The organism is Kitasatospora sp. NPDC057542 (assembly GCF_042801945.1).
In the GTDB taxonomy this organism is placed as follows: Bacteria; Actinomycetota; Actinomycetes; order Streptomycetales; family Streptomycetaceae; genus Kitasatospora.
Window position 1 is genome coordinate 1 of record NZ_JBHVFE010000042.1, and the last position, 25,454, is coordinate 25,454.

General features: G+C 73.5%; 25 protein-coding genes. 19 read left to right on the top strand and 6 right to left on the bottom strand.

Going from position 1 to position 25,454, the window contains the following annotated elements:
* The first annotated feature begins 291 nt into the window (after positions 1-291).
* From alr to ACFU7Y_RS08325, 4 genes are all read left to right on the top strand, one after another.
* Positions 292-1,491, top strand: a complete 1,200-nt coding sequence (gene alr / locus ACFU7Y_RS08310; protein WP_224283491.1) for an alanine racemase — start codon at positions 292-294, stop codon at positions 1,489-1,491.
* The gene (locus tag ACFU7Y_RS08315) at positions 1,488-2,723 is read left to right on the top strand and encodes an alpha/beta fold hydrolase (protein ID WP_224283490.1); all 1,236 of its coding nucleotides are present in this window, start codon (positions 1,488-1,490) and stop codon (positions 2,721-2,723) included. Before alr ends, ACFU7Y_RS08315 begins: the two co-directional genes overlap by 4 nt.
* A 97-nt stretch (positions 2,724-2,820) precedes the next feature.
* Positions 2,821-3,318 carry a tRNA (adenosine(37)-N6)-threonylcarbamoyltransferase complex ATPase subunit type 1 TsaE gene (gene tsaE / locus ACFU7Y_RS08320; RefSeq protein ID WP_224283489.1) on the top strand — a complete coding sequence of 166 codons (498 nt, stop codon included), beginning with the start codon at positions 2,821-2,823 and terminating at the stop codon, positions 3,316-3,318.
* Positions 3,319-3,418: 100 nt separating this feature from the next.
* Positions 3,419-3,613, top strand: a complete 195-nt coding sequence (locus ACFU7Y_RS08325; RefSeq protein ID WP_224283488.1) for a hypothetical protein — start codon at positions 3,419-3,421, stop codon at positions 3,611-3,613.
* Between the two features lie 51 nt (positions 3,614-3,664).
* Here ACFU7Y_RS08325 and ACFU7Y_RS08330 read toward each other — a convergent pair whose 3' ends face one another.
* Positions 3,665-4,231 (bottom strand): hypothetical protein, encoded by a 567-nt coding sequence (locus tag ACFU7Y_RS08330; protein WP_380766926.1) that lies wholly within the window; start codon positions 4,229-4,231, stop codon positions 3,665-3,667.
* Between the two features lie 154 nt (positions 4,232-4,385).
* Between ACFU7Y_RS08330 and tsaB the strand changes: the two genes are divergently transcribed.
* From tsaB to ACFU7Y_RS08355, 5 genes are all read left to right on the top strand, one after another.
* A complete protein-coding gene (gene tsaB / locus ACFU7Y_RS08335) occupies positions 4,386-5,060 on the top strand; it encodes a tRNA (adenosine(37)-N6)-threonylcarbamoyltransferase complex dimerization subunit type 1 TsaB (protein ID WP_224283487.1) in 675 nt (224 codons plus the stop codon).
* Positions 5,061-5,083: 23 nt separating this feature from the next.
* The gene (rimI, locus tag ACFU7Y_RS08340; RefSeq protein ID WP_224283492.1) at positions 5,084-5,572 is read left to right on the top strand and encodes a ribosomal protein S18-alanine N-acetyltransferase; all 489 of its coding nucleotides are present in this window, start codon (positions 5,084-5,086) and stop codon (positions 5,570-5,572) included.
* Entirely contained in the window at positions 5,565-6,671 is a 1,107-nt protein-coding gene (gene tsaD / locus ACFU7Y_RS08345) for a tRNA (adenosine(37)-N6)-threonylcarbamoyltransferase complex transferase subunit TsaD (protein ID WP_224283486.1), read from the top strand. The genes rimI and tsaD overlap by 8 nt, the downstream gene beginning before the upstream one ends.
* Entirely contained in the window at positions 6,668-6,928 is a 261-nt protein-coding gene (locus tag ACFU7Y_RS08350) for a hypothetical protein (protein ID WP_224283485.1), read from the top strand. Before tsaD ends, ACFU7Y_RS08350 begins: the two co-directional genes overlap by 4 nt.
* Before the next feature lie 91 nt (positions 6,929-7,019).
* A complete protein-coding gene (locus ACFU7Y_RS08355) occupies positions 7,020-7,928 on the top strand; it encodes a polysaccharide deacetylase family protein (protein WP_380766904.1) in 909 nt (302 codons plus the stop codon).
* Here ACFU7Y_RS08355 and ACFU7Y_RS08360 read toward each other — a convergent pair.
* Positions 7,904-9,100 (bottom strand): SAM-dependent methyltransferase, encoded by a 1,197-nt coding sequence (locus ACFU7Y_RS08360; protein ID WP_380766906.1) that lies wholly within the window; start codon positions 9,098-9,100, stop codon positions 7,904-7,906. The two genes, ACFU7Y_RS08355 and ACFU7Y_RS08360, sit on opposite strands and share 25 nt — an antisense overlap.
* A gap of 319 nt (positions 9,101-9,419) precedes the next feature.
* Entirely contained in the window at positions 9,420-9,755 is a 336-nt protein-coding gene (locus ACFU7Y_RS08365) for a hypothetical protein (RefSeq protein WP_224281827.1), read from the bottom strand.
* 248 nt (positions 9,756-10,003) lie between these two features.
* On the opposite strand from ACFU7Y_RS08365, the gene groES reads away from it, so the two are divergent.
* The 3 genes from groES (at position 10,004) to ACFU7Y_RS08380 (ending at position 13,190) form a co-directional block, all read left to right on the top strand.
* Complete coding sequence (gene groES / locus ACFU7Y_RS08370; protein ID WP_014136232.1) at positions 10,004-10,309, top strand: co-chaperone GroES; 306 nt, start codon at positions 10,004-10,006, stop codon at positions 10,307-10,309.
* Between the two features lie 116 nt (positions 10,310-10,425).
* Positions 10,426-12,057, top strand: a complete 1,632-nt coding sequence (gene groL, locus ACFU7Y_RS08375; RefSeq protein ID WP_224281825.1) for a chaperonin GroEL — start codon at positions 10,426-10,428, stop codon at positions 12,055-12,057.
* A gap of 134 nt (positions 12,058-12,191) precedes the next feature.
* Positions 12,192-13,190: a LysR family transcriptional regulator gene (locus tag ACFU7Y_RS08380; protein ID WP_224281824.1), complete on the top strand. Its 999-nt coding sequence runs from the start codon at positions 12,192-12,194 to the stop codon at positions 13,188-13,190.
* Between the two features lie 99 nt (positions 13,191-13,289).
* Here the strand turns inward: ACFU7Y_RS08380 and ACFU7Y_RS08385 are convergent, their stop codons facing one another.
* Positions 13,290-13,616, bottom strand: a complete 327-nt coding sequence (locus tag ACFU7Y_RS08385) for a WhiB family transcriptional regulator (RefSeq protein WP_049654358.1) — start codon at positions 13,614-13,616, stop codon at positions 13,290-13,292.
* A 564-nt stretch (positions 13,617-14,180) separates the two neighbouring features.
* Between ACFU7Y_RS08385 and ACFU7Y_RS08390 the strand changes: the two genes are divergently transcribed.
* The 4 genes from ACFU7Y_RS08390 to ACFU7Y_RS08405 all read left to right on the top strand — a co-directional run bounded on the left by ACFU7Y_RS08390 (position 14,181) and on the right by ACFU7Y_RS08405 (position 18,911).
* On the top strand, positions 14,181-14,792 hold the full coding sequence (locus ACFU7Y_RS08390; protein ID WP_014136228.1) for a response regulator transcription factor: 612 nt from the start codon (positions 14,181-14,183) through the stop codon (positions 14,790-14,792).
* Between the two features lie 446 nt (positions 14,793-15,238).
* Positions 15,239-15,847, top strand: coding sequence for an RNA polymerase sigma factor ShbA (gene shbA / locus ACFU7Y_RS08395; RefSeq protein WP_308020243.1), 609 nt, complete (start codon positions 15,239-15,241; stop codon positions 15,845-15,847).
* A 273-nt stretch (positions 15,848-16,120) separates the two neighbouring features.
* The gene (gene guaB, locus ACFU7Y_RS08400; protein ID WP_224281822.1) at positions 16,121-17,623 is read left to right on the top strand and encodes an IMP dehydrogenase; all 1,503 of its coding nucleotides are present in this window, start codon (positions 16,121-16,123) and stop codon (positions 17,621-17,623) included.
* A 160-nt stretch (positions 17,624-17,783) separates the two neighbouring features.
* The gene (locus tag ACFU7Y_RS08405) at positions 17,784-18,911 is read left to right on the top strand and encodes a GuaB3 family IMP dehydrogenase-related protein (protein WP_224281836.1); all 1,128 of its coding nucleotides are present in this window, start codon (positions 17,784-17,786) and stop codon (positions 18,909-18,911) included.
* A 103-nt stretch (positions 18,912-19,014) separates the two neighbouring features.
* Here the strand turns inward: ACFU7Y_RS08405 and ACFU7Y_RS08410 are convergent, their stop codons facing one another.
* Positions 19,015-19,578, bottom strand: coding sequence for a hypothetical protein (locus ACFU7Y_RS08410; RefSeq protein ID WP_380766910.1), 564 nt, complete (start codon positions 19,576-19,578; stop codon positions 19,015-19,017).
* Between the two features lie 252 nt (positions 19,579-19,830).
* Between ACFU7Y_RS08410 and ACFU7Y_RS08415 the strand changes: the two genes are divergently transcribed.
* A complete protein-coding gene (locus ACFU7Y_RS08415) occupies positions 19,831-21,735 on the top strand; it encodes a serine/threonine-protein kinase (protein WP_380766913.1) in 1,905 nt (634 codons plus the stop codon).
* 1 nt (position 21,736) lies between these two features.
* Here the strand turns inward: ACFU7Y_RS08415 and ACFU7Y_RS08420 are convergent, their stop codons facing one another.
* The gene (locus ACFU7Y_RS08420; protein ID WP_224285523.1) at positions 21,737-22,270 is read right to left on the bottom strand and encodes an SHOCT domain-containing protein; all 534 of its coding nucleotides are present in this window, start codon (positions 22,268-22,270) and stop codon (positions 21,737-21,739) included.
* 58 nt (positions 22,271-22,328) lie between these two features.
* Between ACFU7Y_RS08420 and ACFU7Y_RS08425 the strand changes: the two genes are divergently transcribed.
* Together ACFU7Y_RS08425 and ACFU7Y_RS08430 are read left to right on the top strand one after the other, a co-directional pair.
* The gene (locus ACFU7Y_RS08425) at positions 22,329-23,468 is read left to right on the top strand and encodes a protein kinase (protein ID WP_380766915.1); all 1,140 of its coding nucleotides are present in this window, start codon (positions 22,329-22,331) and stop codon (positions 23,466-23,468) included.
* Between the two features lie 161 nt (positions 23,469-23,629).
* Positions 23,630-25,381: a serine/threonine-protein kinase gene (locus tag ACFU7Y_RS08430; RefSeq protein WP_380766917.1), complete on the top strand. Its 1,752-nt coding sequence runs from the start codon at positions 23,630-23,632 to the stop codon at positions 25,379-25,381.
* The last annotated feature ends 73 nt before the right edge of the window (positions 25,382-25,454 follow it).

Consider the following 25,454-nt stretch of genomic DNA (forward strand, 5'->3'; position numbering starts at 1 on the left):
GCCTACCTGCACGGCCTGGCCGGCCGCGAGGCGGCGGGCGAGCCGGGCGCCCCGGCGACGGCGCTCGCGGTGGCCGGGGCGCTGCCGGCGGTGTGGCGGGCGGTACGGGCCGACTAGCCCGGAACGTCCGGAAGGCCGGGAAACGGAACCGAACGGTCCGTCGAACGCGTCCGTGCAAGGGACGACGAGCGGTTCGCCGCAGGTCGGCGCGGTGTGCGCGGCCTGGTCGTCGGCAGCTGTGCCGACAGGCCGTTCGGCGAGGACTCCGGGACGTCTGGGAGACTGACCCTGATGACAACTGCGAACACGACCGGCACGGCCACCCTCACCGACGGCGTACGGGCCGAGGCGACCATCGATCTCGCCGCCCTGCGCGGCAACCTCGCGACGCTGCGCGAGCGCGTCGGCAGCGCGGCGGTGATGCTCGCGGTCAAGGCGAACGGCTACGGCCACGGCGCGGTCGAGTGCGCCCGGGAGGCGGTCGCGAACGGGGTTGGCTGGCTCGGTTGTGCGACGCCGGACGAGGCGCTGGCGCTGCGGGCCGCGGGCATCCGTCCGGAGCAGGCCCGCATCCTGTGCTGGCTGTGGACGCCGGGCGGGCCGTGGCGCGAGGCGCTGCGCGCGGACCTGGACATCTCGGTCAGCGGCCAGTGGGCGCTGGACGAGCTGCTGCCCGCCGTGCGCGAGACCGGCATCCCGGCGCGGGTGCACCTGAAGGCCGACACCGGCCTCGGCCGCAACGGTTGCCAGCCGCACGACTGGCCGCAGCTGGTGGCCGCCGCCCGCCGCGCCGAGGCGGAGGGGCTGCTGACGGTCGTCGGCGTCTGGTCGCACTTCGCCGCGGCGGACGAGCCCGGCCACCCGTCGATCCAGGCCCAGTTGGACTCCTACCGCGCCGCGCTGGCCGCGGCCGAGACCGCCGGGCTGCGCCCCGAGGTCCGGCACCTGGCGAACTCCCCGGCCACCCTGCTGCTGCCCGAGTCGCACTTCGACCTGGTCCGCACCGGCCTGGCCGCGTACGGGCTGTCGCCGGTGCCCGAGGTGGGCTCGCCGGCCGACTTCGGGCTGCGCCCGGTGATGGCGCTGACCGCGCGGCTGGCGCTGGTCAAGCACGTCCCCGGCGGGCACGGGGTCAGCTACGGCCACCACTACACGACGCCGGGCGAGACCACCCTGGGCCTGGTCCCGGTCGGCTACGGCGACGGCATCCCGCGGCACGCCAGCGGCACCGGCCCGGTGCAGATCGACGGCAAGTGGCGCACGGTGGCCGGCCGGGTCGCCATGGACCAGTTCGTGGTGGACCTCGGCGGCGACACTCCGGCGATCGGGGACGAGGTGCTGCTGTTCGGCAACGGCGAGCGCGGCGAGCCCACCGCCGAGGACTGGGCCCGTGCCTGCGGCACCATCTCGTACGAGATCATCACCCGGATCGGCGACCGGGTGCCCCGCCGCTACCTGGGCGGCAGCCACACCGAGGGCCCGTCGGCATGACCGGCACACCGGCCGAGGGCAATCCGGTCGCGGTGGTCGCCAAGGCGGCCGGCGCCGCCTCCGGGGTGAGCCGGGCGGGTGTGATCGGGATCTCGGTCGGCGTGCTGGCGGCCGGGGCGGCCGCGGGCCTGGCGATCGAGCGGCTGACCGTCGGCCGGGCGACGCGCCGCCGGGCCCGGACCGAGCTGGACGCGAACGCCCCGTACGGCTCGCTGCGCGGCCGCCCGAAGACGGTGGCCGCGCCGGACGGCACCGAACTGTACGTCGAGCTGGACGGCACCGGCTGGAGCGAGCCGGACGGCGACGGCACCGTCGCCGAGCCGCTGACCGTGGTGTTCTGCCACGGCTACTGCCTCAACCAGGACAGCTGGCACTTCCAGCGGGCCGCGCTGCGCGAGGGCATGCGGCTGGTCTTCTGGGACCAGCGCAGCCACGGCCGCTCCGAGCGCTCCCGCTCGTACCTGGCGGGCGAGCCGGCCGGCATCGACCAGCTGGGCGGCGACCTCAAGGCGGTGATCGACGCCGTCGCCCCGACCGGGCCGCTGGTGCTGGTGGGCCACTCGATGGGCGGCATGACGGTGATGGCGCTGGCCGACCAGCACCCGGAGCTGTTCCGCGAGCGCGTCGCGGGAGTGGCGCTGATGGGCACCCTCGCCGGGGACTGGGACGAGGTCAGCCTCGGTCTGCCGAAGGCCGGCGCGAAGCTGTTCAAGAAGGTCGCGCCCGGGATGGTGAAGCTGCTGGGCCGCCAGGTCGACCTGGTCGAGGCGACCAGGCGGCTGGGCTCGGACGTGGCCGCCGTCTTCTATCGGAAGTTCTCCTTCGGCGGCCGGGACGTCGACCCCGGCGTGGTGCGCTTCGCCGAGCAGCTGTTGGACGCCACCCCGATCGACGTGGTCGCCGAGTTCTACCCGGTGTTCGGCGTGCACGAGAAGTACGAGGCGCTGGCCGCCCTGCGCGGCCTGCCCGCGCTGGTGCTGGCCGGGACGAAGGACCTGCTGACGCCCTCGACGCACAGCGAGGCGATGGCCGAGCAGCTGCCCGGCGCCGAGCTGGTCCTGGCCGAGGGCGCCGGGCACCTGGTGATGCTGGAGCGCGCGGAGCTGGTCGACCACGAGCTGGCGCGGCTGCTCCGCCGGGCCGCCCGCTTCGCCGGGGCGGCGAAGCTGCCCGCGACCGTCCTCGACCTGGCCCGCGAGCGGGCCGCGGAACCCGTCGTCGACCCGGCCTAGGCCCCCGCGCGCCGCACCCGGGCGCGCCGATGTGGCACGGTAGCGGTGGCGGCCGGTGGTCGGTGCGCCGGTACGGACCGAAGGGCATGACACGCGCATGGGCTCGCACGCCACTCTCACCGTCCCCACGCCGGAGCGGATGGGCCGGCTCGGCCGGGAGCTGGCCGCGCTGCTGCGGCCGGGGGACCTGGTGCTGCTCTCCGGTGAGCTGGGGGCGGGGAAGACCACGCTGACCCGGGGCCTGGGGGAGGGCCTGCAGGTCCGCGGGGCGGTGACCTCGCCGACCTTCGTGATCGCCCGGGTGCACCCCTCGCTGGTCGGCGGCCCGGCGCTGGTGCACGTGGACGCGTACCGGCTGGGCGGGGACCTGGACGAGATGGAGGACCTCGACCTGGACGTCTCGCTGCCCGAGTCGGTGGTCGTGGTCGAGTGGGGCGAGGGCAAGGTCGAGCGGCTGTCCGAGGACCGGCTGGAGGTCCGGATCGAGCGCGCCATCGGCGACACCGCGGACGGGGACGACCAGGACCCGCGCCGGGTGGTGCTGACCGGCATCGGCCCGCGCTGGTCGGACGTGGCGCTGGAGGACCTCGGATAGCCGACGGGTTGCCGACAGACTGTCGGCAAGTGTTGCGGGCGGGGTGCCGGGCGTGGTGGGATGGGTGCTGCGGTTAGGTCTGCCTAACTAGGGAGGCGCCATGTCGAGCACCACCCCCGACCCGCAGCGCGCGGTCCCCGCCGCCGGGGCCGGAGACTCCGCCCGCCGCGCTCCGGGAGAGCCGATGCGGGCACTGCTGGCCGCCTGCGCGGCCGCCGAGGCGGTGTCCACCCCGCCCGAACCGCGGCCCGGGCAGGACGAACGGCCCGAGGCGCAGGCGCCCCGGGCCGCGTGAGGCCGCACGTCCCGGACCCGGAGCACGTGGGTCGTCCCGGGCCGTCCGGGATCAGGCGATCACGACCACCTTGGTGTCCTTCGGCGCGAAGTCCCAGAGCAGCTGCCCCTCGGCGCGGCCGCTGCGGATGCCGCCGGTCTTGGCGCTCGGGTCGGTGGTCGGCGTCGCGCCGTCGACCGCCGCGCTGAAGCCGAACACCACGCCGTTCTGCTGCGCGAAGCGCACCACGTGCTCGATCTGCCTGCCGTCCGTCCCCGTGGTGGTCTGGGTGCGGCTGTACACCGCGTAGCTGCCCGGGGCGGGCTCGACCGAGCCCGGGGTGACCGGGAAGGCGACAGCGGCCTGCGGGCCCTTCTTCGGGTCGACCAGCCAGACGTAGTGGCTGCCGATCGAGTACACCACCCGGAGGCCGGTGCCCGAGGTGGCCGGCAGCGGCGGAACGGTCGGGGCGGCCGCGGGGGTCGGCGCCGCGGCGGTGGCCGTGCCGGTCGCCGTGGTGGTGGCGGTGGGCTTGGCGCCGCCCGCCCGGTCCTGGGCGCCGTTGGCCTGGAAGGCCAGCAGGCTCACCACCGCCAGGGCCCCCAGGGTCAACCCCGTGACCACCACTCCAGGACCCATCTTCGCCACGTTGCCGCTCCCGCCGCCGTCCCTTTACGTACGGCCCCATCGTGCCAGGTTCATCCTCGCGGGTCGCAGCGCCTCGGATCTGTGTTCCCGGGTGGTACATGCTGCCGATCGGCCGGTCGGCCCAACGCGGTCTAACCTTGACCCCGTGCTGCTGCTCGCGTTCGACACCGCTACCCCCGCCGTCACCGCCGCCGTCCACGACGGCACGGCCGTCCTCGCCGAGACCCACCAGGTCGACGCCAGGCGCCACGGCGAACTGCTGCTGCCCGCGATCGACCGGGTACTGCGGGCCGCCGGGGTGGACAAGCACCGGCTGACCGGCATCGCGGTCGGCGTCGGCCCCGGCCCGTACACCGGCCTGCGGGTCGGCCTGGTGACCGCCGCCGCGCTCGGCCACGCGCTCGGGCTGCCGGTGCACGGCGTCTGCACCCTGGACGCGATCGCCTTCCAGGCCCGCGCCGAGGGCCTGGCCGGGCAGCCGTTCACGGTCGCCACCGACGCGCGCCGCAAGGAGGTCTACTGGGCCTCGTACGACGCCGACGGCCGCCGCACCGAGGGTCCCGACGTGGACCGCCCGGCCGAGCTGACCCCGCAGGAACGCTCCGTCGGCGCCGGCGCGCTGCTCTACCCCGACGCCTTCCCGGGCGCGCACGGCCCCGAGCACGTCTCGGCCGGCGCCCTGGCGGGCTTCGCCGCCGCCGAGCTGGCCGCCGGGCGCGAGCTGCTGGCGAACCACCCGCTGTACCTGCGCCGCCCGGACGCCCAGGTCCCCGCCGCCTACAAGACCGTTCTAGGGGGCAAGGCGGTGCTTCCGGCGTGAACCACGGCACCACCCTGCGCCCGATGCGCTGGTGGGACATCGCGCCGGTGTTGGATCTGGAGCTGCGGCTCTTCCCCGAGGACGCCTGGTCCGCCGGGATGTTCTGGTCCGAGCTGGCCGAATCCCACCCCGGCGGCACCCGCCACTACACCGTCGCGGCCGCCCCGGACGGCACGATCGTCGGCTACGCCGGGCTGATGGCGATCGCCGGCGAGGGCGACGTCCAGACCATCGCCGTCGACGAGCGCCGCCAGGGCGCCGGCCTCGGCGCGGCGCTGCTCACCGACCTGATCCGGGAGGCCGCCCGGCGCGAGTGCGCCGAGCTGCTGCTGGAGGTGCGGGTGGACAACCCGCGCGCCCAGCGGCTGTACGAGCGCCACGGCTTCGAACCGGTGGGCATCCGGCGCGGCTACTACCAGCCGGCCAACGTCGACGCGCTGGTGATGCGCCTCGACCACCCGAGCACTGACAGCACTGACCCGAAGGACATTGAGGACACCCGCCATGGCTGACGAACCGCTCGTCCTCGGCATCGAGACCTCCTGCGACGAGACCGGCGTCGGCATCGTGCGCGGCACCACGCTGCTGGCCGACGCGGTCGCCTCCAGCGTCAACGACCACGCCCGCTTCGGCGGCGTCGTCCCGGAGATCGCCAGCCGCGCGCACCTGGAGGCGATGATCCCGACCATCCAGCGCGCCCTGGACACCGCCGGGATCAAGGCGAGCGACCTGGACGGCATCGCCGTCACCGCCGGCCCCGGCCTGGCCGGTGCGCTGCTGGTCGGCGTCAGCGCCGCGAAGGCGTACGCCTGGGCACTGGACAAGCCGCTGTACGGGGTCAACCACCTCGCCTCGCACATCTGCGTCGACCAGCTGGAGCACGGCCGGCTGCCCTCGCCGACGATGGCCCTGCTGGTCTCCGGCGGGCACTCCTCGCTGCTGCTCAGCGAGGACATCACCAGCGACGTCCGCCCGCTCGGCGCGACCATCGACGACGCGGCCGGAGAGGCCTTCGACAAGGTCGCCCGGGTGCTCGGCCTCGGCTTCCCCGGCGGCCCGATCGTCGACCGCACGGCCCGCGAGGGCGACCCCGGGGCGATTGCCTTCCCCCGTGGCCTCAGCGGCAGGAACGACCCCGCGTACGACTTCTCCTTCTCCGGCCTGAAGACCGCCGTCGCCCGCTGGGTGGAGGCCAAGCGCCGGGCCGGCGAGGAGGTGCCGATCGCCGACGTGGCGGCGTCCTTCCAGGAGGCGGTCACCGACGTGCTCACCCGCAAGGCCGTCAAGGCGTGCAAGGACAACGGCGTCGACCACCTGATGATCGGCGGCGGCGTGGCGGCCAACTCGCGGCTGCGCGAGATGGCCCAGCAGCGCTGCGACCGGGCCGGCATCCGGCTGCGGGTGCCCCGGCCGGGCCTGTGCACCGACAACGGCGCGATGGTGGCGGCGCTGGGTGCCGAGATGGTGTGGCGCGACCGCGCGCCCTCCGCCTTCGACCTGTCGGCGGACTCCTCGCTGCCGGTCACCGACGTCCACGTGCCGGCTGCGGACATCGGGCACGGCGACTTCCACGGCCAGGCCTACGACGCCCTCGGCGGCGGCGCGGCATGACCGTCGCGGCGATGTGGGAGGCCCGGGCGGCGACCGGTCGGGGGGCTGAACTCGCTTCCTGGGTGCGGGAGTTCGCGCTGCCCGCAGTCCGTGGCGCGGCCGGCCTGGAGCGCGCCGAACTGCTCTCCGCCCCCGGGGAGCGAGTGCTGCTGATCACCTGGTGGAGCGGCGAGCCCGCGCCCGTCGCCGACCCGCCGACCGAACTGCTCGGCCGCCCGGTGCACCGCTGGTCCTTCACCAGTGAGCACGTCGAGTAATCCGAAAAGCGGATGATACGGGGAACCATCGCCCCGGCCGTTACCGTGCATAGCTGAGAGGCAGCTGGACGGGAACCGGGAGCGCGGTGCGGTGAGCAGGGACGGGCGGAGCAGGACCAGGACGTACGCGGCGGGGGCGCTGGCCCTGCTGGCCCTCGCCACCGGGTGCGGCGACAACGGGGGTGGCGCCGGCGCCGCCCCGGCCGCGACCACGGCCGCACCGGCCGCACCCCAGTCCGCCGGCGCCGCGCCGGCCGCCGCGGCCACCACGCCCGGCACGACCCTGGCCGGGGGCGACGCCGCGGCCTGGGCGAAGTGGAACCTCAAGCCGCTCGCCCCGGCCCCCGCGCCGCCCGCCGACAAGCCCGTCAAGCTCGAACGCACCGGCACCGTACCGGTGTTCAGCGATGTGAAGACGAGCGACAAGGTCGTCTTCATCACCATCGACGACGGCGCCGAGAAGGACCCGAAGTTCGTCGAGATGCTCACCGACCTCAAGGTGCCGATCTCGATGTTCCTGACCAAGGACATAGTCAAGAACGACTACGGCTACTTCAAGCCGCTCCAGGCGCTGGGCAACCACATCCAGAACCACACCGTCACCCACCCGGTGATGAGCAAGCTCTCGCCGGAGAAGCAGAAGGCCGAGATCTGCGACGACCAGTCCGCGCTCACCCAGCAGTACGGCACCGCCCCGCTGCTGTTCCGCCCGCCGTTCGGCGACGGCGCCAACACCCCGACGCTCAACACCTCGGTCCAGGAGTGCGGCCCGCGCGCCATAGTGCTGTGGCGCGAGTCGATGCAGATCCACGACATGCAGTACCAGGCCGGCGACAAGAAGCTGAAGCCCGGCGACATCATCCTGGCGCACTTCCGCGGCCCCAAGGAGCTCAAGGGCGCCACGATGACCCAGATGTTCGGCGACCTGCTGGCCCGGATCCAGGAGCAGGGCTTCTCGGTGGCCCGGCTGGAGGACTACATCCAGGCGCCCGCGTCCTGAGCGGCCCGTACGGGCTGTCCCAGCATCATCAGCGGCCCGTGGTCGGTGCGGCTGAGGATCACCGTGACGGTGTTCGGCCCGGAGGGCCTGAGCTGACGGCGCAGCTCCTCCGGGGTGATCGCCATCCCGCGCTTCTTGATCACCACCGTGCCGACCCCGCGCTCGCGCAGCAGCGCCTTCAGCTTCTTGATGTTGAACGGCAGCACGTCGGTGAGTTCGAAGGCGTGCGCGTACGGGGTGGCGACCAGCTCGTCCGAGGTCAGGTAGGCGATCTTCGGGTCGATCAGCCGACCGCGCACCTGCCCGGCCACCTCGGCCACCAGGTGCGCCCGGATCACCGCGCCGTCCGGCTCGTACAGGTAGCGCCCGACCGGGCCGGCCGGCGGGTCGGGCAGGTCGCCGCCGGTCAGGCTGGCGCCCTGCGGCAGCAGGGTGGCGCGGTGCGGGCTCGCGGCCCCGGTGCCGAACCAGAGCACCGCCTCCTTGACGTCGCCGTGGTCGGAGACCCACTCGGCCTCGGCGTCCTCCGGCACCGCCTCGTGCGGGATGCCCGGCGCAACCTTCAGCGCGCCGATCGGAGTCCGCCGGCCGGCCTCGATCGCCCAGGAGAGCGGCGGGGCGTACGCCTCCGGGTCGAACACCCGGCCGCGCGAGGTGCGCCGGGCCGGGTCGGTGAACACCGCGTCGTAACCGGTGACGTCCACCTCGGCGACGTCCGCGCAGCGCACCTCGACCAGCCCGGCCAGGCCCAGCGCGGCGGCGTTGGCCGCGGTGGCGGCGCAGGCCGCCGGGTCCTTGTCCACGGCCAGCACCTCGATGCCCGCCCGGGCCAGCGCCAGCACGTCCCCGCCGATGCCGCAGCACAGGTCCGCCAGCCGTCGTACGCCCAACCCGGCGAACCGCTGCGCCCGCCACTCGGCCACGCTGCGCCGGGTGGACTGTTCGACCCCGTTGGGCGTGAAGTACATCAGGTCGGCGTCCGCCCCGAACTTCGCCCGGGCCCGCTGCCGCAGCCGCGCCTGCCCGAACGCCGCCGACACCAGATCCGCCGGGTGCTCCCGCCGCAGGCGGGTCGCCAGCGCCAGCTCCTCCTCGGGGGTGAACTCGCGCAACTCGGCGAGCAGGGCCTGGCCCTCGGGCGTCAGCAGCGGCTGGAGGTTCTCGATGTCCACGGGGTCATTCTGACCGGTCAGAGGGCGTGGAGGCGGCCGGCCGGCCGGATCCCCGGCGGCCGGAGGAGCGCAGCCGCCACCGCGACGTACGGCGTGATCCGTAGCCGAGCCGCCAGGTGCCGCGGGCGGTCGGTCCCAGCGCTGCGAGCAGGGCCGCGACGCCGACGACCGGCGCGACCGTCCACGAGTGGACGAGCATGCCGGGCACGAAGCACGCCGCTGTCCCGAAGGGCGCCGCCACGGCGGCCCGCGGTGAGCACCACCAGGGAGAGCAGCAGGTCCGCCGCCCAGTGCGTGCGCGGGCGGATCGGCGGTCGGTTCACCGCCACAGGACGCCCGAGGAGAGGATCGCGGGCAGCAGGAACGGCGAGAGCGCGGCGGCGACCGGGAGGAACTGGTAGCCGGAGCGCCGGCTGCGTACGGCCACCAGGACGCCCGCCACGAGGGCGGCCACCGGGCCGGCCATCATCCCGACGCCCAGGAAGGCCCACCCGCGCCCGTCCCCGTCGTCCCCGGCGCCGGGACCGCTGCCGAGGCAGGCGATGAAGTAGAAGACGACGAATGGGAGCACGCCTCCCAGCAGGGGCAGTGCCAGCAGGGCGAGAGCCGCGTCCTTGGGCCGGGTCGGGCCGACGCGCATCGGGATCGAGGCCATGGCAGGAGTCTGGCCGTCCGGCCCGGCGTCGCACATGAGTACGACTACTCATCCGTCGCACGAGACTTCAGGGCGCGTCGTTGGCACTCTGGTTGACTGAGTGCTAACACCGGCCTATGGTCATCCTTGGCACTCCCCACTGGGGGAGTGCTAACGCGAAGACGCGTGTCTGACCCCCGCGACGGCAGGCCCGCAGGTTCGCCCCTACCCGTTAGAAAACCCCGTAATCTCCGAAGGGGAGCTCGGACGTGACCACCAGCAGCAAGGTTGCCATCAAGCCGCTCGAGGACCGCATCGTGGTCCAGCCGCTCGACGCCGAGACCACCACGGCCTCCGGCCTGGTTATCCCGGACACCGCCAAGGAGAAGCCCCAGGAGGGCGTCGTCCTGGCCGTCGGCCCGGGCCGCTTCGAGGACGGCCAGCGTCTGCCGCTCGACGTCGCCGTGGGTGACATCGTCCTGTACTCGAAGTACGGCGGCACCGAGGTGAAGTACCAGGGCGAGGAGTACCTGGTGCTCTCCGCCCGCGACGTTCTCGCGATCATCGAGAAGTAAGACGTCCCGACCCGCCCCGGATCCGTGTCCTCAGTGACAGTGGCCCGGGGCGTGGTTGTTGGTTCACGTAGTTCGGCGGCCGGTGGGCCGGCCGCAGCCCCGAGGGAATAGGGAACATGGCGAAGATCCTGCAGTTCGACGAGGACGCCCGCCGCTCGCTGGAGCGCGGTGTCAACAAGCTGGCCGACACCGTCAAGGTGACCATCGGCCCCAAGGGCCGCAACGTCGTCATCGACAAGAAGTTCGGTGCCCCGACCATCACCAACGACGGTGTCACCATCGCCCGCGAGGTCGAACTGGACGACCCGTACGAGAACCTTGGCGCGCAGCTCGTCAAGGAGGTCGCCACCAAGACCAACGACGTCGCGGGTGACGGCACCACCACCGCCACCGTGCTGGCCCAGGCCCTGGTCAACGAGGGTCTGCGCAACGTCGCCGCCGGTGCCGGCCCGGCCGCCCTGAAGAAGGGCATCGACAAGGCCGTCGCCGCCGTCTCCGAGCACCTGCTCTCCGTCGCCCGCGAGATCGAGGGCAAGGACGACGTCGCCGCCGTCGCCTCCCTCTCCGCCCAGGACACCCAGGTCGGCGAGCTGATCGCCGAGGCGATCGACAAGGTCGGCAAGGACGGTGTCATCACCGTCGAGGAGTCGAACACCTTCGGCGTGGAGCTGGACTTCACCGAGGGCATGCAGTTCGACAAGGGCTACCTGTCGCCGTACTTCGTCACCGACGCGGAGCGGCAGGAGGCGGTCCTGGAGGACCCGTACATCCTGATCAACCAGGGCAAGATCTCCTCCATCCAGGAGCTGCTGCCGCTGCTGGAGAAGATCCTCCAGGGCGGTGCCTCCAAGCCGCTGCTGATCATCGCCGAGGACGTCGACGGCGAGGCGCTGTCGACCCTGGTCGTGAACAAGATCCGTGGCACCTTCAACGCCGTCGCCGTCAAGGCCCCGGGCTTCGGCGACCGCCGCAAGGCGATCCTCGGCGACCTGGCCGTTCTGACCGGTGGCCAGGTCATCTCCGAGGAGGTCGGCCTCAAGCTCGACCAGGTCGGCCTGGACGTGCTGGGCACCGCCCGCCGCGTGACCATCACCAAGGACGAGACCACGGTCGTCGACGGTGCCGGTGACGCCGAGGCCGTGGCCGGCCGCGTCGCCCAGATCAAGGGCGAGATCGCCGCGACCGACTCCGACTGGGACCGCGAGAAGCTGCAGGAGCGCCTGGCCAAGCTGGCCGGCGGCGTCTGCGTCATCAAGGTCGGCGCCGCCACCGAGGTGGAGCTGAAGGAGCGCAAGCACCGCCTGGAGGACGCCATCTCGGCGACCCGCGCCGCGGTCGAGGAGGGCATCGTCGCCGGCGGTGGCGCCTCCCTGGTCCACGCCGCCAAGGTGCTGAACGACGGCCTGGGCCTGTCGGGTGACGAGGCCACCGGTGTCGCCGTGGTCCGCAAGGCGCTGCACGAGCCGCTGCGCTGGATCGCCCAGAACGCCGGCCTGGAGGGCTACGTCATCACCTCCAAGGTCTCCGAGCTGGAGATCGGCCAGGGCTACAACGCCGCCACCGGCGAGTACGGCGACCTGGTGAAGGCCGGCGTCATCGACCCGGTCAAGGTCACCCGCTCCGCCCTGGAGAACGCCGCCTCGATCGCCTCCCTGCTCCTCACCACCGAGACCCTCGTGGTGGAGAAGAAGGAGGAGGAGGCCGACAACGGTCACGGCCACTCGCACGGCCACGGCCACTCGCACTGAGGCCCGAACCACTGACCGGAGGCCCGGTCCGCGCCCCGCGAGGGGAGGCGGGCCGGGCCTCTGGCCGTCCGCCCTTGACCTTTCAACTATCAGTGGAATTTTGCAGAACGCAAAGATTGCCTTATAACTGAGGCATGATCGAGGCCCGCCACCTGCGCGTCCTGCGTGCCGTCGCACGCACCGGCTCCTTCTCCGCCGCCGCCCGCGAGCTGGGGTGTACGCAGCCCGCCATCAGCCAGCAGATGAAGGCCCTGGAGAAGTCGGTGGACACCCCGCTGGTGGTCCGCTCGGGCCGCGGGATGCAGCTCAGCGAGGCCGGCCGGGTCCTGCTCAAGCATGCCACCGGAATCCTGGCCGGGCTCTGTGCCGCCGAGGAGGAGGTGGCCGCGATCGCCGGGCTGCGGGCCGGACGGGTGCGGCTGGTCTCCTTCCCGACCGCGAGCTCCACCCTGGTGCCGCCCGCGGTCGCCCGCCTGCGGGACGGCCATCCGGGGGTGCGCGTGTCGCTGGTCGAGGCGGAGCCGCCGGAGTCGCTGGCGATGCTGCGCGGCGGCGAGTGCGAGATCGCGCTGGCCTTCCGCTACCCGCAGTCCGACGGCGCCGTCGCGCTCCCGGCGCCCGCGCACGGTACGCCGCGCGAGGCCCGGGCCGAGGCCAACCTGGAGGCGCAGCAGCTGACCGCCGGGACCGACTGGTCCGATCTGGTGGCCACCCCGCTGCTGGACGACCCGTTGGTGGGCCTGCTGCCCGCCGCTCATCCGCTGGCCGGGCGGGGCGGGGCGGTGGAGCTGGCCGAGCTGGCGGGGGAGCAGTGGATCGCCGGTTGCCCGCAGTGCCGGGGGCACCTGGTGGAGCTGTGCGCCGGTGCGGGCTTCGAGCCCCGGATCGACTTCGCGACGGACGACTACCCGGCGGTGGTCGGCCTGGTGGCGGCCGGGCTCGGGGTGGCGGTACTGCCTCGCCTGGCGCTCCAGTCGGTGCGCCCTGACGGTGTGTCGACGGTGCCGGTGCGGACGGCCTCCGGGGCGCCCGCGGTGCGCCAGGTGGTCGCGCTGACCCTGCCGGACCTGGCCGAGGTGCCGGCCGTGGCGCTGATGCTGGAGCGGCTGGCGGGGGCGGCCGCCGATCGCTGACGGTGGGTGACGGGGCTGCCGTGGCCCTGCACGTACGGTGAGCCGACAGGCTGAGGCGTCACGAAGAAACGTTTCTTCACGACGCTCATGGAGACGGGTCTAGCGCTGGGCGACCGCCGGCGGGGCCAGGGGGACCTCGACCAGCCGGTGCCGCGAGCGCCCCAGCATCTCCTCGCGCTCGTCCTCGGTCATCCCGCCCCAGACGCCGTACGGCTCACGGACCGCCAGCGCGTGCGCCGCGCACTCGGCGATCACCGGACAGCGCATACAGACCTCCTTGGCACTGGCCTCGCGCGAACTGCGGGCAGCCCCGCGCTCGCCCTCGGGGTGGAAGAAGAGCGAGCTGTCCACGCCACGGCAGGCTGCGGAGAGCTGCCAGTCCCAGAGGTCCGCGTTGGGACCGGGGAGGCGGGAGAAATCTGCCATGGCTCATTCCCTTCAGAGGCTGTCGGCCGTCGGCCGGGCGTTCGGCGGGGGGCTGGCTGCCGAGCGGTGCGGCGGGGCTTCAATGCGCTGGTATGGACACCTGGAAATATGACTTAAGGCAACTCCATGGACAAGTCACCCACACACTGGCACAACAGTCAATGACCATACGAAAGCTATAAAAGCGGGCATAGCGGGCAAGCGCTCCGCCGGGCGCGGGCGTGGCAATCGGGTGGCCGACGGGCGCGCGACGTGCCGAATCGGTGTGCGGGTCGCGCGCCGACCGCGCGCGAGCTGCGGAAAAGTGCGGCGTGTGCACCGCGATGCGGCTGATCGGTAATGGGTTGGCCACGTACAGTGGTGGAGGTGGCTCCGAAGGCCGTAACTCATTCGAGTGACGGTCGTTGGAAGTGCGGAGGCGGTCAGCGGGCGCCGGACGTCGGAACGATCGCGGGCAGGTTGGGGCGATCGGCACGGAGTCCGTCGCCGATCGGCCGTGTCGGAGAGGTTCGTACCAGCCAGGAGGCTCAACGTGACGCGGATCAGCTGCGGAGGACGACGGTCATGACTTCCGTTCTCGTTTGCGACGATTCCCCGCTCGCCCGCGAGGCGCTTCGCCGCGCGGTCGCGACCGTACCCGGTGTGGACCGGGTCACCACCGCGACGAACGGGGAGGAGGTCCTCCGCCGCTGGGTGGCCGACCGCTCCGATCTCGTTCTGATGGACGTCCGGATGCCCGGCCTCGGGGGGGTCGAGACGGTCCGGCGGCTGCTGTCCGCCGACCCGGGCGCGCGGATCATCATGCTCACCGTCGCCGAGGACCTCGACGGTGTCGCGCTCGCGGTGGCCGCGGGCGCCCGCGGGTACCTGCACAAGGACGCCTCGCGCGCCGAGCTGCGGGCCACCGTCACCCAGGCCCTCGCCGACCCGACCTGGCGGCTCGCCCCGCGCCGGCTGCGCAGCCCCGACATGGGTGCGGCGCCGACCCTGACGGCGCGTGAGATCCAGGTGCTGGAGGGCATGAGCCACGGCCGCAGCAACGCCGAGATCGGCCGCGAGCTGTTCCTCTCCGAGGACACCGTCAAGACCCACGCCCGACGACTGTTCAAGAAGCTCGGGGCCTCCGACCGGGCGCACGCGGTGGCGCTGGGCTTCCGCTGGGGCCTGGTCCGCTGACCACCGGCGGCGCCGCCGGTGGCGGCGCGCCGTCGGCGGTTCCCGGAGCGGGCGCAGCACGGGCGTGTGACGTTACGGTCCCGAGGTTGCACCATGGAGGAGTGGAGCACCTCGGGGACCAGCGGACAGGCACTGCGGCGAACCACGCAGCCGCAGGACACTCGGTGGACGGCACGACGGACGGGACCACCACCGACGACGGCGGGGCGGGAGGCGGCACGGTGCAGGAGGGGCTGGTGGTGCGCGGCACGCCGTACGGTGCGGCACCGCATAACGTTCCGGTGCACAACTCCGGACGCGGTGCCGCGTTTTCCCACTCGACCAGGCACCATGGACCGATGCGCGACGACGTCGCCGGTGCGGCCGGCCAGGCGGACCCGGTGGAGGCCGAGCCCTCCGGTCCGGGCCACGATCCGTCGTACGCCGATCCCGGCGGTTCCGCCGGTATGACCGGGCCGGGCCGTCCGCCGGTGCTCGGAAGGGGTGGCTCGCCGCTGGTGGGCGAGCTGGTCGCGGCCGCGGTGCGCGGCGAGGGCCCGGCGATCGACGCGCTGCTCGCCTACGTCCACCCGCTGGCGCTGCGGTACTGCCGCGCCAAGCTGGTCCGCCTGCCCGGCGGGGCCCGGCACCACGTGGACGACGTCGCGCAGGAGGTCTGCGTCGCGGTGCTCTGCGCACTGCCCCGGTACAAGGACCAGGGGCGCCCGTTCGAGGCCTTCGTCTACGGGATCGCCGCGCACAAGATCGCCGATCTCCAGCGGGCCGCGATGCGCGGGCCCGGTTCGACCGTCGTGCCGCAGGACGACCTGCCGGAGGTGCCGGACGAGGCGCTCGGCCCGGAGGAGCAGGCGCTGCTGAGCAGCGACGCGGCCTGGGCGAAGGAACTGCTCTCCAACCTGCCGGCCCGTCAGCGCGAACTGGTGCTGCTGCGGGTGGCCGCCGGGCTGTCGGCGGAGGAGACCGGCGAGGTGCTGGGGATGTCACCGGGTGCCGTCCGGGTCGCCCAGCACCGGGCGCTCAGCCGGCTGCGGGCGCTCGCGGAGGAGTCCTCCTGATCCGTGCCGGTTCCACCGGGTGCGCGCCGCTTGCGGGGAATGGGCCACGGGGCGGGGTTGTTGTCAAGGGCACACGAGGACACATTCGCGGTGCCAGTACCATGGGGTATCGGCGCCTGGGCGGGTTGCCAAAGTTTCACGGGTGCGCGCGGGGTCCCCTTGGAGGATCCTCCCATTGCACCCGGCTTCGGCGGTCTGCGCGAGTGAGCGATGAATGCGCCCCCACCCTCAGGGCGTGAGCGGATTAGGCCGGCCACGGAAGGTACCCCCCAAATGTCTTACAACGCCGCAGGCGTACCCGAGAAGTTCGCCATGCTCGGGCTCACGTTCGATGACGTCCTGCTGCTGCCCGGGGCCTCCGAGGTGCTGCCGAACCAGGTGGACACCTCCTCCCGGGTCTCCCGGAACGTCCGCGTCAACATCCCGCTGCTCTCCGCGGCGATGGACAAGGTCACCGAGGCCCGGATGGCCATCGCGATGGCGCGCCAGGGCGGCGTCGGCGTGCTGCACCGCAACCTGTCGGTCGAGGACCAGGCCAACCAGGTCGACCTGGTGAAGCGCTCCGAGTCCGGCATGGTCACCGACCCGATCACGGTCGGCCCGGAGACCACCCTGGCCGAGGCCGACGCGCTGTGCGCCAAGTTCCGCATCTCCGGCGTGCCGATCGCCGACGAGGCGGGCAAGCTGCTCGGCATCGTCACCAACCGCGACATGGCCTTCGAGTCGGACCGCAGCCGCCAGGTCCGCGAGATCATGACCCCGATGCCGCTGATCACCGGCAAGGTCGGCATCTCCGGGGTCGACGCGATGGCCCTGCTGCGCCGCCACAAGATCGAGAAGCTGCCGCTGGTCGACGACGAGGGCCGGATCAAGGGCCTGATCACCGTCAAGGACTTCGTCAAGGCCGAGCAGTACCCGAACGCCGCCAAGGACGCCGAGGGCCGGCTGCTGGTCGGCGCCGCCGTCGGCGCCAGCGCCGAGGCGTTCGACCGGGCCCAGGCCCTGGTCGAGGCCGGTGCGGACTTCCTGGTGGTGGACACCTCGCACGGCCACAGCCACAACGCGCTGGCCTGGATCGCGAAGATCAAGTCCGCCGTCAAGATCGACGTCGTCGGCGGCAACGTGGCCACCCGGGACGGCGCCCAGGCGCTGATCGACGCCGGCGTGGACGGCGTCAAGGTCGGCGTCGGCCCCGGCTCCATCTGCACCACCCGCGTGGTCGCCGGCATCGGCGTCCCGCAGATCACCGCCATCTACGAGGCCGCCCAGGCCTGCCAGGCGGCCGGCGTGCCGGTCATCGGCGACGGCGGCCTGCAGTACTCGGGCGACATCGGCAAGGCGCTGGCCGCCGGTGCCGACACCGTGATGCTCGGCTCGCTGCTGGCCGGCTGCGAGGAGTCCCCGGGCGAGCTGCTGTTCATCAACGGCAAGCAGTTCAAGTCCTACCGCGGCATGGGCTCGCTGGGCGCCATGCAGTCCCGCGGCCAGGCGAAGTCCTTCTCCAAGGACCGCTACTTCCAGGGCGAGATCACCTCCGACGAGAAGCTCATCGCCGAGGGCATCGAGGGCCAGGTGCCGTACCGCGGCCCGCTGTCGACCGTGCTCTACCAGCTGGTCGGCGGCCTGCGCCAGACCATGGGCTACGTCGGCGCCGCCACCGTCGCCGAGATGGAGAGCAAGGGCCGCTTCGTCCGGATCACCTCGGCGGGCCTCAAGGAGAGCCACCCGCACGACATCCAGATGACCGTCGAGGCGCCGAACTACTCGACCCGCTGACCCGCCGGACCACCGAAGGGCCTGCTGCCGGACCACGGCGGCGGGCCCTTCGGGCTGTCCGGGCCGTGGGCCGTCGGGGCGGGAGCAGCGGCAGTACGGGATACTGGGGTGCGGCCGGGGTGACCCGGCGGGCATGAGCAACACAGCAGAAGGGCTCGAAGTGACCGAGATCGAGATCGGGCGAGGCAAGCGCGGCCGCCGGGCGTACGCCTTCGACGACATCGCCGTCGTCCCCAGCCGCCGTACCCGGGACCCGAAGGAGGTCTCGATCGCCTGGCAGATCGATGCCTACCGCTTCGAGCTGCCGTTCCTGGCCGCCCCGATGGACAGCGTGGTCTCGCCGCAGCAGGCCATCAAGATCGGCCGCCTCGGCGGTCTGGGCGTGCTGAACCTCGAAGGCCTGTGGACCCGCTACGAGGACCCGCAGCCGCTGCTGGACGAGATCGCCGCGATCACCGACGCGCCCACCGCGACCCGTCGGCTCCAGGAGATCTACGCCGCGCCGATCCGTGCCGAGCTGATCAAGCAGCGGATCCAGGAGGTCCGCGACTCCGGTGTGGTCACCGCCGCCGCGCTCTCGCCGCAGCGCACCGCCGAGTTCTCCAAGGCCGTGGTGGACGCCGGCGTCGACGTCTTCGTCATCCGCGGCACCACCGTCTCGGCCGAGCACGTCTCCAGCGCCGCCGAGCCGCTCAACCTCAAGCAGTTCATCTACGAGCTGGACGTCCCGGTGATCGTCGGCGGCTGCGCCACGTACACCGCGGCGCTGCACCTGATGCGGACCGGCGCGGCCGGCGTGCTGGTCGGCTTCGGTGGCGGTGCCGCCCACACCACCCGCAACGTGCTGGGCATCCAGGTGCCGATGGCCACCGCCGTGGCCGACGTGGCGGCGGCCCGCCGCGACTACATGGACGAGTCCGGCGGCCGCTACGTGCACGTGATCGCGGACGGTGGCGTCGGCTACAGCGGCGACATCCCGAAGGCCGTCGCCTGCGGCGCCGACGCGGTGATGATCGGTGCGGCACTGGCCCGTGCGACGGACGCCCCGGGCAAGGGCTTCCACTGGGGCATGGAGGCCGTCCACGAGGAGCTGCCGCGTGGCAAGCGGGTGGACCTCGGGACGGTCGGCACCACCGAGGAGATCCTGACCGGTCCTTCGCACACGCCGGACGGGACCATGAACCTCTTCGGTGCGCTGCGGCGGGCGATGGCGACCACGGGGTACACGGAGCTCAAGGAGTTCCAGCGGGTCGAGGTGACGGTCAACCCGGCGCTCGACCACCGCTGAGGCTCGGGTTTTCGTCGTGAGGGAGGCCCCTGCCGGGGAGACGGCGGGGGCCTTTCGGTCTTCCGGGGCGGGGGCGGGGCTTTCGGGAGGGGGCGGGGCGGGGTCAACTGCGGGTGGCGGTGCGGCGGGTGAGCAGGAAGCCGCCGATGAGGGCGATGGCGTAGAAGGCGGCGTCGAGGGGGCGCAGGTCGGCGCGCCAGGTGGCGACGGTGTCGTGCAGCAGGCCGTGGGGGGCGGGGCCGTCGGCGTGGATCCGGCGGAGGTGTTCGATCAGCTGGCCGAGGAGGAGGGCGCCGGCTGCGAGGAGGGCGCCGAGCGGGGGGAGTAAGCGGCCCTGGCCGCCGAGGCGGCCGAGGGGGAGGGCGACCAGGCCGGCCGGGGCGATGGCCAGCCAGCCGAGGCTGTCGGCGGCGCGCAGGGGGGCGCTGCCGTAGGCGAGGCCGCCGAGCAGCATGGCGAGCAGGGCCAGGACCACGGCCAGGGCGGTGCGGCGGCGGGGGACGGGGCGGGGCGCGGGTTCGGTGGGCTCGAAGCCGGTCACCGGGGCGCCCGGCATGCCGGGGGCGACGTAGCCCTCGGGGGTGGCCGGGGCCGGTGCGACCGAGTAGTGCTGGGCGGTGAGCGGCCGGGTCGATGGGCCGTCAGTGCCCGGTGCGGGTACGGTCATGGGCGTCGAATCCCCCCGGAAAGACGATGAGCTGCCGAACGGTAGCAGTGACCCGGACAGATCTTGGCGAGTTTTCGATCACAGATCGGGCACGGAGCGCCGTACCCGTTCCGGTTCGTCCCGGCTTGGGTCGGGGGCCGGGTGGTCGAGGGCTCCCGGGACAGGGGATGATGGAGGCTTGGGCGCTCGGGACCCAGGTGGGCCGACGCGCCGTCACCACGACCGCCGGCAGCACATGGGGGAACGTTCCGAATGACCCAGGCGCAGGGTTCCACCGGCCGCCTCCTGGCCGGCCGCTACCGCCTGAACGGCGTGCTCGGGCGCGGCGGCATGGGCACGGTATGGCGCGCCGAGGACGAGATGCTGGGCCGGACCGTCGCGGTCAAGGAACTGCGGATGAACGCCAGCGTCGACGAGGAGGAGAAGCACCGGCTGATCACCCGGACGCTGCGCGAGGCCAAGGCGACCGCGCGGATCCGGCACAGTTCGGCGGTGACGGTCTTCGACGTGGTCGACGAGGACGACCGGCCGTGGATCGTCATGGAACTGGTCGAGTCCCGCTCGCTCGCCGACGTGGTGCGGGAGGACGGGCCGCTGACGCCCGGCCGGGCGGCGGAGATCGCGCTGGACGTGCTGGGCGTGCTCAGCGCGGCGCACGCGCTGGGCATCCTGCACCGGGACGTCAAGCCGTCCAACGTGCTGATCGGCGAGGACGGCCGGGTGGTGCTCACCGACTTCGGCATCGCCAGCGTGGAGGGCGACGCCTCGGTCACCTCCACCGGGATGCTGGTCGGCGCGCCCTCGTACATCTCGCCGGAGCGGGCCCGCGGGCAGAAGCCCGGGCCGCCGGCCGACCTGTGGTCGCTCGGCGGCACGCTGTACGCGATGGTCGAGGGCCGGCCGCCGTACGACCGGGGCTCGGCGCTGGCCACGCTGACCGCGGTGATGACCGAGGACCTGACCGCGCCGGTGAACGCCGGGCCGCTGCTGCCGGTGATCGAGGGGCTGCTGGCGAAGGACCCGGCCGAGCGGCTGGACGCCTCGCAGACCCGGTCGATGCTCAAGCGGGTGGTCGCGGAGGCGACCGCGCGGGCCGAGTCGACCACCGAGCACGCGGTGCCGGTGGAGAAGCCGGCCGAGGCGGCGTCGGCGCCTTCGAAGGCGGAGCCGGAGCAGCCCGAGGACGGCCGCAAGCGGGCTGTGGGCGGGCTGCTGGGGACGGTTCGGGTGGGGAGCCGGGCGCAGGGCGGGGAGCCGGCCGCGAAGGCCGCGGAGCCCGCCCCGGTCGAGCCGGGGCCGGAGCCGATCCGGCCGGTGACCAGTGAGTGGACGAGGGGTGCGACGCAGGCGGCCGGGGCCGACCCGCGCACCGGCCGGCGGCGGCTGGCCATCGCCACCGTGATCGTGGTGCTGCTGCTGATCGCGGGAGCGGTGGCGGTGATCCAGGCGGTCGGTGGGGACGGCGGTTCGAACGGCGGGGCCACGCAGAGTGCGGGTGCCACGGCGCCGGTGGCGACCGGTACGGAGCCGGTGCCGACGTCGGCAACGGCGGGTGAACCCGCGCTGGCGCCCGCCCAGCCGACGGGCGATCCGGCTGCGGTGCCGGACGCGCCCGTGCAGTCCGCCACCGCGCCGGCGGCCCCCGTGCAGCCCCCGGCGCAGGCCCAGACCCCGGCACAGGCCCAGCCCCCGGCACAGCCCGCGCCGGGCGCCGTGCCGGCCGGGTACCACGAGTACAAGGACCCGAGCGGCTTCTCGGTCGTGCTCCCGGACGGCCTGCAGCCGACCGGGTCGGAGGCCAACCGGCGGATCTTCAAGAACGCGGCCGACGGCAGCCAGCTGCGGATCGAGTGGACCACGTCGCCCGGTCCGAGCGCGGTTGCGGACTGGCAGGAGTCCGAGCCGGCCCTGATCGCGAAGGTCACCAACTACCAGCGGGTGAACCTGGCGGCGATCGGCTACCGGCAGTGGAGCAACGCGGCGGACTGGGAGTGGACCAGCGGCACACCGAGGACGCACTCGCTCAACCGCGGCTTCGTGACCGGGACCCCGGCCAAGTACGGGTACTCGATCTACTGGATCGTCCCGGACACCGAGTGGGCCGCCCAGGCCCCGGTCCGGGACATCGTCTTCAACAGTTTCCAGCCCGCGCCGTAGGTCAGCCGATCAGGCGTTGCTTGGCGCGGGTGAACTCGTCCTCGGTGAGGGCACCGGAGGCGCGCAGGGCGGCCAGCCGTTCCAGCTGGCCGATGAGCTGTTCGCCGGTGGCGGCCTCGGCCGGTGCGGCGACGGGCACGGCCTTCGGGGCGTTGCGGGCGGCCCGGGCGGAGGCCCGGAGCTGCTCGGCGAAGAACTCGGCCTTGACCACGTCCTCGTAGCGGTGTGAGCCGGTGAGCGCCACCACCAGGAGCACTTCGCCGTTGAGCTTGGTGCGGGTCACGGAGACGTCGGTGACGGCGGCAAGCGGAACCGGCACCGGAGGTTTCCCGTCCTTCAGGAAGAGCAGCCGATGGGTGGTCAGCACGAGCACTCCCTTGCGGAAGTGCTCGGGGTGGCGCCCGGCGGTGGAGGCGACCGGCTTCTCGCCGTCGATGGCGGTCACCTCGACGGCGCGGACGGCCTCGACCTGGTTGGCTTTGCTGCGGTTTCCTGACGCCTCGAAGGCGGTGTCGATCAAATCGGTCCAGTCCATGGGATCGAGCCTAAGCGGAGCCGCTCAGTAGGCTGCTCGGTGAGTGAGAGGAACTGGCATGCGAGGCGGCCCCGGGCAGTTGCTGGCGGGGCGGTACCGGCTGACGGACCGTCCCGGACCGCTGCGCGCCCACGCGGTGGACGAGCGGACCGGTGAATCGGTGCTGCTGAGCGCCCTGGAGCTGCCGGCGCTGCTGACGGCGGGACTGGACCCGGAGGAGGCCGCCGCGGCGCAGGCGGACCGGCTGGTGCGGCGGGTGGCGGCGGTCGGCTCGGCCGCGCCGGTGGCGCACCCGCGGCTGCTGCGCGGGGTCGGCGCGTTCGTCGAGGGCGAGCTGCTGTGGACGGTGGAGGAGCGGCCGGCCGGGCGGACGGTGGCCGAGCTGCTCGCCGACGGGCCGCTGCCGCCGTACCGGGCGGCCGAGTTGGCGGCGGACCTGGCCGGCGCGCTGCGGGCGCTGCACGCGGCCGGGCTCATCCACGGCAACGTGACCGCGGAGTCGGTGCTGGTCTGCGAGGACGGCGCGGCGATGCTCGGCGGGCTGCTCGCCGGGGTGGCGGAGGAGGCGCTGGCCGAGGAGCTCGGTGGGCCGGGCGGTCGCCGCCGGTACGAGGTGCGGGCCACCCTGGTCGGCCCTGTGGCGGAGCGCTGGCCGCTGGACGGCGGTCCGGCGGGCGACTGCTGGGCGCTCGGGGTGCTGATGCAGCGGCTGGTCACCGGCCGCGCGCCGTACCCGGAGCGGGGCGTGCCGGAGCTGGTGACGGCGGTACGGGACGGGCGGCGCGAGCCCGCGGTGGTGTGCGGGCCGCTCGCGCCGCTGGTGGAGCGGCTGTTGCAGCCTGATCCGGTGCTGCGGCCGACCGCGGAGGCGGTGCGCGGGGAGCTGGCGGAGCTGCTGGCGGGGGCACCGGAGCCGGTCGACGAGGACCGGGTGGCGCAGAGTTGGACCGGTGGCGGGCCGGGGCCGAAGCCGGAGGCGTCGCTGGTGCCGCGGCAGCCGCGCCTGCGCGGGGGGAAGGCCGGGGGTTCCAGGGCCGGGGGGAGTGCCCGAAAAGGCGGGAGCGGCGGGGACTTCGGGGCAGGAGACGGGGCGAAACCGCCCCGGATACCCCCCTCCCTGTTGGGCCCGCTGCTGGTGGGTGGAGTGTTTGCGCTGCTGGCGCTGGGAATTGTCGCGGTGGTGCTGTTCGCAGGCTGACCGCCCGCCCGGAATCCGGCCTTCCGGTCCAGGGAGCGGGCGTGATTACCCGGGGCGGCAAGGTGCGCCTAATGTGTGCGTGGGATTTGTTCGAACAGTGGTCTGCACCAGGCCCTCCGTCGCGGTGACGGCAGGCGGAATGTGTGGGGGAGCGGGCGCAGATGGGCGTGCAGGACCGGCCGGAGGCGGCCGAGGCGGAGCGGTTGCTGGCCGGGCGGTACGAACTCGGCGAGCGGCTCGGCCGGGGCGGCATGGGCACCGTCTGGCGGGCCTGGGACCGGATGCTCGACCGCGAGGTCGCGGTCAAGGAGCTGACCGTCAACCACCTGCCGGAGGAGGATCTCCAGATCCTGCACACCCGGATGAAGCGCGAGGCCAGCGCGGCCGCGCGGATCAAGCACCCCAATGTGATCACCGTTCACGACGTGCTGGAGCAGGACGGCCGGCCGTGGATCGTGATGGAGCTGGTCGACGGCCGCTCGCTGGCCGACGTGATCAGCCAGGACGGCACCCTGCAGCCGCGCGCCGTCGCCGAGGTCGGCAGCCAGGTGCTCGCCGCGCTGCACCGCGGCCACCAGCTGGGCGTGCTGCACCGGGACGTGAAGCCGGCCAACGTGCTGCTGGAGCGCGGCACCGGGCGGGTGGTGCTGATGGACTTCGGCATCGCGAAGTACGAGGGCTCGACGGAGCTGACCCGGCCGGGCGACCTGGTCGGCTCGCCGGACTACCTGGCGCCGGAGCGCGCCCAGGGCGAGCGGCCCGGGCCGGCCTCCGACCTGTGGGGCCTCGGGGCGACGCTGTACGCGGCGGTCGAGGGCCAGTCGCCGTTCCGACGGGACTCGCCGATCACCACGCTCGCCGCGGTGGTCGACGAGCCGCTGCCGGAGTCGCGGCGGGCCGGGCCGCTGGGGCCGGTGCTGGCCGCGCTGATGGCCAAGGACCCGGACGAGCGGCCGACCGCGGACGAGGCGGCCCGGATGCTGGCCGAGGTGCAGGCCGGGCACACGATGGGCCTGAAGTCGGTCGCGGCGGTGCGCATGCCCACCCAGTCGGTGCCGGTGGTGGACCGCAGCGAGGGCCGGGGGCTGGTGGCGGAGCCGGTCGAGGGCTCCGAGGAACCGACCGAGCCGAAGGCCTCCGCGTCCGCCGTCCCCGCCGTCCCCGCCGCCCCCGCCGGACCGGACACCGCCGGGGGCGAGCAGGCCGCCGCCCTGGCGCGCACCGGGCCCGTCGCGCCGGTGCCGCACTCCGTCACGCCCGCGCGCGGACCGGCCAAGCGCCGCAACCTGCTGAAGATCGCCGGCATCGCGGTGGCCGTCGGCCTGCTGGCCGCCGCGGGCACCTTCCTCACCACCCGGCACGTGGTGGGCGGCGGCGCCGCCGACGACCCGACGCCGACGGCCGCCGAGTCCACCGGGCCCGAGCCCACCAGCGACGCCACCCCCGCGGTGGCGCCGCCCAGCGGCTACCACTGGGTCGACGACCCGGCCGGCTTCCGCTTCCCGCTGCCGAACGGGACCCCGCCCTGGCAGCGGATCAGCTCGGGGGACAACCAGATCTTCTACAGCCCCGACGGCAAGGTGCACTACCTGCAGTTCGCCGTCACCGTCGGCCAGTCGGTCAAGCCGCTGGAGCACATGCGGCAGATGGAGACCAGCCTTTCCAAGGCGCTCAAGGACTACAAGCAGCACCGGATGGCCAGCGCGGCGGTGAAGGGCCAGGAGGCGGCGGTCTGGGAGTTCAGCTACCTGGCCAAGGAGGGCGGCCGCCGGCGCGCGATCGAGACCGAGTTCATCAGCCAGGACGGCACCAGCTACGCGATCTACTCGTCCAGCCCGGAGAGGGGCAGCGAGTGGAACGAGGCCGAGCAGCGCTTCTACGCGGTGCTCAACAGCTTCACGCCGACCCGCTGACGGGCGCCGGCCAGGGGAGGGGCGCCCGCTTTCACCCGACTGCGGCAGATTTTTGTTACCGGCGGGTACCAGA

Excerpts from the sequence above, each read along its gene's own strand:
- alr (WP_224283491.1), top strand. The coding sequence starts at position 292 with ATGACAACTGCGAACACGACCGGCACGGCCACCCTCACCGACGGCGTA.
- ACFU7Y_RS08315 (WP_224283490.1), top strand. The coding sequence starts at position 1,488 with ATGACCGGCACACCGGCCGAGGGCAATCCGGTCGCGGTGGTCGCCAAG.
- tsaE (WP_224283489.1), top strand. The coding sequence starts at position 2,821 with ATGGGCTCGCACGCCACTCTCACCGTCCCCACGCCGGAGCGGATGGGC.
- ACFU7Y_RS08325 (WP_224283488.1), top strand. The coding sequence starts at position 3,419 with ATGTCGAGCACCACCCCCGACCCGCAGCGCGCGGTCCCCGCCGCCGGG.
- ACFU7Y_RS08330 (WP_380766926.1), bottom strand. The coding sequence starts at position 4,231 with ATGGGTCCTGGAGTGGTGGTCACGGGGTTGACCCTGGGGGCCCTGGCG.
- rimI (WP_224283492.1), top strand. The coding sequence starts at position 5,084 with ATGCGCTGGTGGGACATCGCGCCGGTGTTGGATCTGGAGCTGCGGCTC.
- tsaD (WP_224283486.1), top strand. The coding sequence starts at position 5,565 with ATGGCTGACGAACCGCTCGTCCTCGGCATCGAGACCTCCTGCGACGAG.
- ACFU7Y_RS08350 (WP_224283485.1), top strand. The coding sequence starts at position 6,668 with ATGACCGTCGCGGCGATGTGGGAGGCCCGGGCGGCGACCGGTCGGGGG.
- ACFU7Y_RS08365 (WP_224281827.1), bottom strand. The coding sequence starts at position 9,755 with ATGGCCTCGATCCCGATGCGCGTCGGCCCGACCCGGCCCAAGGACGCG.
- groL (WP_224281825.1), top strand. The coding sequence starts at position 10,426 with ATGGCGAAGATCCTGCAGTTCGACGAGGACGCCCGCCGCTCGCTGGAG.
- ACFU7Y_RS08380 (WP_224281824.1), top strand. The coding sequence starts at position 12,192 with ATGATCGAGGCCCGCCACCTGCGCGTCCTGCGTGCCGTCGCACGCACC.
- ACFU7Y_RS08385 (WP_049654358.1), bottom strand. The coding sequence starts at position 13,616 with ATGGCAGATTTCTCCCGCCTCCCCGGTCCCAACGCGGACCTCTGGGAC.
- ACFU7Y_RS08390 (WP_014136228.1), top strand. The coding sequence starts at position 14,181 with ATGACTTCCGTTCTCGTTTGCGACGATTCCCCGCTCGCCCGCGAGGCG.
- shbA (WP_308020243.1), top strand. The coding sequence starts at position 15,239 with ATGACCGGGCCGGGCCGTCCGCCGGTGCTCGGAAGGGGTGGCTCGCCG.
- guaB (WP_224281822.1), top strand. The coding sequence starts at position 16,121 with ATGTCTTACAACGCCGCAGGCGTACCCGAGAAGTTCGCCATGCTCGGG.
- ACFU7Y_RS08410 (WP_380766910.1), bottom strand. The coding sequence starts at position 19,578 with ATGACCGTACCCGCACCGGGCACTGACGGCCCATCGACCCGGCCGCTC.
- ACFU7Y_RS08415 (WP_380766913.1), top strand. The coding sequence starts at position 19,831 with ATGACCCAGGCGCAGGGTTCCACCGGCCGCCTCCTGGCCGGCCGCTAC.
- ACFU7Y_RS08420 (WP_224285523.1), bottom strand. The coding sequence starts at position 22,270 with ATGGACTGGACCGATTTGATCGACACCGCCTTCGAGGCGTCAGGAAAC.
- ACFU7Y_RS08425 (WP_380766915.1), top strand. The coding sequence starts at position 22,329 with ATGCGAGGCGGCCCCGGGCAGTTGCTGGCGGGGCGGTACCGGCTGACG.
- ACFU7Y_RS08430 (WP_380766917.1), top strand. The coding sequence starts at position 23,630 with ATGGGCGTGCAGGACCGGCCGGAGGCGGCCGAGGCGGAGCGGTTGCTG.